Source organism: Streptomyces sp. NPDC045899, from assembly GCF_056431485.1.
In genome coordinates, this window is record NZ_JBWKKP010000055.1 from 1 (window position 1) to 7,604 (window position 7,604).

The 7,604-nt window shown below is 72.8% G+C and carries 1 protein-coding gene; it reads left to right on the top strand.

Features of this window, described 5'->3' with window-relative positions; translation table 11 throughout:
* Positions 1-39: 39 nt before the first annotated feature.
* Positions 40-7,604: SDR family NAD(P)-dependent oxidoreductase (locus AC07FT_RS36185; RefSeq protein ID WP_479180410.1), on the top strand; the 7,565-nt coding region annotated here is incomplete at its 3' end.

Below are 7,604 nucleotides of genomic sequence, written 5' to 3' on the forward strand. Positions count from 1 at the left end.
CGGTTCGTGGAGCTGGGGCCGGTTGGTGTGTTGTCCGGGATGGGTCAGGAGTGTGTTCCGGAGGCGGCGTTCATCCCGCTGCTGCGCAAGGACCGTGGCGAGGTGGAGGCTCTGCACACCGCCATCGGTCAGTTGCACGCCCATGGTGGCACGGTGGACTGGGAGCGGGTCTTCGAAGGCCGTGGCGCCCGCCGGGTCGATCTGCCCACCTACGCCTTCCAACGCCAGCGCTACTGGCTGGACACCCCGCTGCCCCAGGCGGAGGACGTATCCGCCGGTGAACCGCTCTCATGGCGCCAGGAGTTCGCGTCCCTCACCGACCCCGCCGACCGTGAGCGCGTGGCCCTCGAGCTCGTCCGCGCCCACACCGCACGGGTACTGGGCCAGCGGAGGCCCGAGGCCGTCGACACCGACACCGTCTTCAAGGACCTGGGCTTCGACTCGCTCATGTCCGTCGAACTGTGCAACCTCCTCGGCTCCGCCACGGGAGCGCGGTTTCCCGGCAGCCTCCTCTTCGACTACCCCACCCCCCTGGCGCTGTCCCGCCACATCCAGGATGTCGTGGCCGGGTCCCCGGCGACGGCCGTCACGCCCACCCGGCGTGCCACCGCCGGTGACGACGACCCGATCGCGATCGTGGCGATGAGCTGCCGCCTGCCCGGGGGTGTCCGTACCCCCGAGGAGCTGTGGCAGCTGGTCAGTGAGGGCCGGGACGCCATCGCGGGCTTCCCCACCAGCCGTGGCTGGGATCTGGAGGGGCTGTACGACCCGGATCCGGCACGCCACGGGACCAGCTATGTGCGCGAGGGCGGATTCCTCTACGAGGCCGATCGGTTCGACCCCGCCTTCTTCGGCATCAGCCCGCGCGAGGCCCAGGCCATGGACCCGCAGCAGCGGCTCCTGCTGGAGACCGCGTGGGAGGCGTTCGAGCGGGCCGGTATCGACCCGGCCTCGGTGAAGGGCAGCGCCTCCGGTGTCTTCGTCGGCGCCATGCCCCAGGACTACGGCCCGCGGATGGACGAGGCGTCGGAGGGGTTCGAGGGCTATCTGCTGACCGGTGGCACCACCAGCGTGGCGTCCGGCCGCATCGCGTACACCTTCGGCCTGGAGGGCCCGGCGGTCACCGTGGACACCGCGTGCTCGTCGTCGCTGGTCGCCCTGCACATGGCCTGTCAGTCGCTGCGCCAGGGCGAGTGCTCGCTCGCGCTGGCCGGCGGCGCCACGGTGATGTCCAGCCCCGGCATCTTCGTCGAGCTGAGCCGCCAGAAGGCGCTGTCGCCCGACGGGCGCTGCAAGGCGTTCTCGTCGGACGCCGACGGCACCGGCTGGGGCGAGGGCGTGGGCATGGTCCTGCTGGAGCGGCTGTCCGACGCGCGTGCCAACGGCCACCAGGTGCTGGCGCTGGTACGCGGCTCCGCCACCAACCAGGACGGCGCGAGCAACGGTCTGACCGCGCCGAGCGGACCGTCCCAGCAGCGGGTCATCCGGCAGGCCCTGGCCGACGCCGGACTGTCCGGCGACGAGGTGGACGCGGTGGAGGCCCACGGCACCGGCACCTCGCTGGGGGACCCGATCGAAGCCGGGGCGCTGCTGGCCACCTACGGTCAGGGCCGTCCCGACGACCGTCCGCTGTGGCTCGGTTCGCTGAAGTCCAACGTCGGCCACCCCCAGGCGGCGGCGGGCGTGGCCGGTGTCATCAAGATGGTGATGGCGCTGCGACACGGTGTGCTGCCCAGGACACTGCACGTGCGCGAGCCCTCCCCGCACGTCGACTGGACCTCGGGGGCCGTGGAGCTGCTCGCCGAGGCCCGGGAGTGGCCGTCCGTCGAGCGGCCGCGCCGCGCCGGTGTGTCGTCGTTCGGTATCAGCGGCACCAACGCGCACGCCATCCTCGAGCAGGCACCTGCCGGGTCCCAGGCGACCCCGGAGCCCGCGACCTCCGCCGCCGTTCTGCCGTGGGTGCTGTCGGGCCGTACCGAGCTGGCGCTGCGCGCACGTGCCGCCGAGCTCCGAGACCACCTCACCCACCGCTTCGGCGACGACCTCGACCTCGATCTCGTGGAGCTGGGTGGTGCGCTCGCCCTCTCCCGGACGGCCTTCGCCCACCGCGGTGTGGTGATCGGCCGCGACCGGGAGCAGCTGCTCGACGGGCTCGACGCGCTGGCACGGGGCATCACCGCGCCGAACGTGGTCGAGGGCACGGCGGGCGGCAGCGGCCGGAAGGCCGTGTTCGTCTTCCCCGGCCAGGGCTCGCAGTGGATCGGCATGGCGCTTGCGCTGTGGGACTCCTCGCCGGTCTTCGCCGAGCAGCTGGAGCGCTGCGCCGACGCCCTGGACCCCTTCCTGGACTGGTCGTTGCGCGAGGTGCTGCGCGGCGAGCCGGACGCGCCCCCGCTGTCCCGCATCGACGTGGTCCAGCCCGCATTGTTCGCGGTGATGGTGTCCCTGGCCACGCTGTGGCGCTCGCACGGGATCGAACCGTCCGCCGTGGTGGGCCATTCACAGGGTGAGATCGCCGCCGCGTACGTGGCGGGCGGGCTCTCGCTGGAGGACGCTGCCCGGGTCGTGGCCCGGCGGAGCCAGGCGTGGTACGAACTGAGCGGCAAGGGCGGGATGCTGTCGGTGCTGGCCTCGGCCGAAGCTGTGGCCGGGCGTCTGGTGCCCTGGAGCGAGCGGCTGGGCATCGCCGCCGTGAACAGCCCCGGGACCGTGACGGTCTCCGGCGACCCCGAGGCGCTGGACGCCTTCATGGCCGAGCTGGCGGCCGACGGGGTGAAGTCCCGCCGTGTCCCCGGTGTGGACACCGCCGGACACTCCCCGCAGGTCGATGCCTTGCGTGAGCGGCTGCTGCGCGAGGTGGCCGGTGTCGCGCCGCTCCCGTCCCGGATCGCGTACTACTCCACGGTGACCGGTGGCCCGCTGGACACCACCGGGCTGGACACCGGCTACTGGTACCGGAACATGCGCGAGCCCGTCGACTTCGAGCGGGCCACCCGGGCGCTGCTGGCCGACGGCCACACGGCGTTCATCGAGTGCAGTCCGCACCCCATGCTCGCCATGTCGCTCCAGCAGACCGTCGAGGACAGCGGGGTGGACGCCGCCATCGTCGGCACCCTGCGCCGTGAGGAGGGCGACGCGCAGCGCTTCACCACCTCGTTCGCCGAGGCGTACGCGCAGGGGATCGAACCCGACTGGGCGAAGGTGTTCACCCTGCCCGCGGTGACCGCCGGACGGGGTGCGCCCGGCGCCGACCTGCCGACGTATCCGTTCCAGCGGCAGCGCTACTGGCTGGACAAGCCGGTGGCGGCGGGCGATGTGGCCAGGGCGGGGCTCGACGCGGCCGAACACCCCCTGCTGGGGGCCGCGGTGGCACTGGCGGGAGCCGACGGCCACCTGTTCACCGGCCGGATCTCCGCCCAGAGCCACGCGTGGCCGGCCGACGGCACCGCCCCCGGCCTGACCGTCCTGCCGGGCAGTGCCTTCGTGGAGCTTGCCCTGCACGCGGGTGACCGGGTGGGCTGCGACCGGATCGGGGAACTGTCGCTGGACGCGCCCATGGTGCTGCCCGAGAAGGGCGCGGTGCTGCTCCAGGTGCACCTCGGCGCCCCGGACGATGACGGCACGCGGACCCTCGGTGTCCACGCGCGCCCCGAGGACGCCGACCCCGACGAGCCGTGGACCCGGTGTGCCACGGCGACCCTCGGCACCGGTGCCGGGGCCCCGGCCTTCGACCTCACGGTGTGGCCCCCGGCCGACGCCGTCCCGGTCGAGGCGGCCGGCGGTGCCGTCGCGGTGTGGCGGCTCGGCGACCAACTCTTCGCCGAGGTCGGACTGACCGAGGACGAACAGGCCGATGCCGCGCGCTACGGCCTCCACCCGGCCCTGCTGGAGACGGCGGTCGGCGCGCTGGACCTCCCCGGTGACGGTGGGGAACTGCGGCTCACCTCCGTATGGGGCGGGCTGACCCTGTACGCCACCGGCGCCACGGCGCTGCGCGTACGCCTCACCCCGGCCGGACCGGACGGCTACGCGCTCGACGCGGCCGACCCGGACGGCCGGCCGGTGGCCTCCGTCGAGCGTCTCGTACCGCGTGCCGTGACGGCGGAAGAGCTGAGCGGTGGCGGCCACACGTACCACCCGTCGCTGTTCCGGCTGGAGTGGCCCGTTGTGCGGACCCCGGATCCGTCCACGGCGCCGCCGCTGGACTGTGCGGTGCTCGGCGAGGACACACTGGGGCTCGGCCCCGCCCTGGGTGCGGTGCCCTACGACACCACCGCCGGGGCCCCCGAGGTCGTGCTCGTGCCCTGCGGCCCGGCGGAGCGGGATGGCCAGCCGGACGGCCAGGTGGCGCAGGCGGCCCGCAGCGCCGCACACCGGGCGCTCTCCCTGATCCAGACGTGGACGTCCGATGAGCGACTGAGCGCCACCCGGCTGGTGTTCATCACCCGGGGCGCCGTCGCGGCCGTACCCGGCGAAGAGGTTCCGGACGTGGCCCACGCCGCCGTATGGGGTCTGGTGCGCTCCGCGCAGTCGGAGAGTCCCGGCCGGTTCGCCCTGGTGGACCTCGACGGACACCGCGATTCGGCGGATGCGTTGGCACACGCCGTGGCCTCGGGCGAGCCGCAGTCCGCGCTGCGGGAGGGCCGGCTGAGGGTGCCCCGGCTGGGCCGGGTGGCCATCGAGACCGGTGAACACACCGGCGACCACCGCCGGATGGATCCCGAGGGCACGGTGCTCATCACCGGCGCCACCGGCACCCTCGGCGGACTGGTCGCCCGCCATCTGGTGACCGAGCACGGCGTACGGCATCTGCTGCTCCTCAGCCGACGGGGAGCCGCCGCCGAGGGCATGTCCGAACTCCGCTCCGAACTGGCCGAGTCGGGGGCCTCCGTCACCGTCGCCGCTTGTGACGCCGCCGACCGTCGGTCGCTCGCCGATGTCCTCGCCGCGATCCCCGCCGACCATCCGCTCACCGCCGTCATCCACGCCGCGGGTGTCCTCGACGACGGCGTCGTGGACGCGCTGACCCCCGAACGCGTGGACCGGGTGATGCGGCCGAAGACCGACGCGGCACAGCATCTCCACGAGCTGACCGCCGGGCTCGACCTGGCCGCGTTCGTGATGTACTCCTCGGTCGTCGCCACCATCGGCAACGCGGGTCAGGCCAACTACGCCGCCGCCAACGCCTTCCTCGACGCCCTCGCCCAGCACCGCAGGGCCCACGGTATGGCCGCCCAGTCCCTCGCCTGGGGCCTGTGGGAACAGCGCAGCGGTATGAGCGGCCACATGGCCGACGCCGATGTGCAGCGCATGGCGCGCTCCGGCATTCGGCCGCTGCCCAGCGCGGAGGGCATGGCACTGTTCGACACGGCACGGGCCGTCGGGGATGCCACCTTGGTCCCCGTCCGGCTCGACCTGGCCGAGCTGCGCCGTCGGGCCGCGAGCGGTACCCCCGAGCAGCCGGCCGTCCCCGGCTGGCTGCGCGGTCTGGTCAGGACACCCGCCCGGCGTGTCGTACGCGTCACCGGAGCGACCGGGGACACCGGCGACGGCGAGACCTCCTTCGGCGAGCGGCTGGCCGGTCTGGCACCCGCCGACCGCGAGCCGTTCCTGCTGGACCTGGTACGCGAACACGCCGCGTCCGTGCTCGGGCTCTCCTCCTCCGACGACATCGGGGCCGACCGGGCCTTCCGGGAAGTCGGTTTCGACTCGCTCACCGCCGTCGAACTGCGCAACCGGCTCGGTGCCACCACCGGACTGCGCCTGCCCACCACCCTCCTCTTCGACTACCCCACCCCCGCGGTCCTCGTCGGCCACCTCCGACGCGAGGCCCTGGGCGAGGAGGCACGCACCGAAACGGTGGTGGCCGCCGTACGCCCCGTCGACGACGACCCCATCGCCATCGTGGCCATGAGCTGCCGGCTACCGGGCGGTGTGCGCGGCCCCGAGGACCTGTGGGAGCTGGTGGCCGACGGCCGGGACGTCATCTCCACGTTCCCGACGGACCGCGGCTGGAACGTCGAGGAGCTGTACGACCCGAACCCCGACACCCCCGGCAAGAGCTACGCCAAGGAAGGCGGTTTCCTCTACGACGCCTACCACTTCGACCCCGAGTTCTTCGGGATCTCCCCGCGCGAGGCCCTGGCCATGGACCCGCAGCAGCGGCTGCTGCTGGAGACGTCGTGGGAGGCGCTGGAGCGGGCGGGCATCGACCCCCACACCACCAAGGGCAGCACCGCGGGTGTGTTCGTCGGCAGCACCGGCCAGGACTACGCCGCGCACCTCGGCGAGATACCCGAGGACATGGAGGGCTATCTGCTGACCGGCAAGGCCGCCAGTGTGGTGTCCGGCAGGATCGCCTACTCCCTGGGCTGGGAGGGACCGGCGCTCACCATCGACACCGCCTGCTCCTCCTCGCTCGTCGCCATCCACCAGGCGGCACAGGCGCTGCGGCAGGGCGAGTGCAGCATGGCGCTGGCGGGCGGTACGACGATGATGTCCACCCCCAGTCTGTTCATCGAGTTCAGCCGTCAGCGCGGTCTCGCACCGGACGGGCGCTCCAAGGCGTTCTCCTCCGACACCGACGGCACCAGCTGGGGCGAGGGCGTCAGCATGGTGCTCCTGGAGCGGCTGTCCGACGCACGGGCCAACGGCCATCCGGTACTGGCCCTGGTGCGTGGCTCGGCTGTCAACCAGGACGGTGCGAGTAACGGTCTCACCGCGCCCAATGGCCCGTCCCAGCAGCGGGTGATCCGGCAGGCGCTGGCGAACGCGGGGCTGACGGCGGCCGAGGTGGACGCGGTCGAGGCCCATGGCACTGGCACCCGGCTGGGCGACCCCATCGAGGCACAGGCGATCCTGGCCACGTATGGCCAGGGGCGGGAGGCGGGGCGTCCGCTGTGGCTGGGCGCGCTCAAGTCCAACATCGGCCACACCCAGGGCGCCGCGGGTGGCGCCGGTGTCATCAAGATGGTCATGGCGCTGCGCAACGCCCTGCTGCCCAGGACCCTGCACATCAAGGAGCCGACGCCCCATGTGGACTGGTCCGCGGGTGAGGTGGAGCTGCTGACCGAGGCCAGGGACTGGTCACGGTCGGAACGCCCGCGCCGCGCGGGAGTCTCGGCCTTCGGTATCAGCGGTACCAACGCCCATCTGATCCTGGAGGAGGCGCCTGACAAGCCCGTCGAGCCTGTGGAGCCCGTCGAACCCGACGAGGCACTCGCGGAGCGATCGGCCGATGTGGCGGTGGGTGTGGTGCCGTGGGTGTTGTCGGGTCGTGGTGGGGCCGCGTTGCGGGGGCAGGCGGAGCGGTTGCGGGCGTTTGTGGCCGCGCGGCCGGAGCTGTCGGCGGTGGATGTGGGGTATTCGCTGGCGCTGAGCCGTTCGGCGTTCTCCCACCGTGCCACGGTGGTCGGCGCCGACCGTGAGGAATTCCTCCGTGGCCTGGACCAGCTCATCTCCGGTGTCACTCCCGGCACGGTCACGGATGAGGAGGGTCGTACGGCCTTTCTGTTCGCGGGGCAGGGTGCGCAGCGGTTGGGGATGGGGCGTGAGTTGTATGACGCGTTCCCGGTGTTTGCGGACGTGTTCGATGAGGTGTGTGG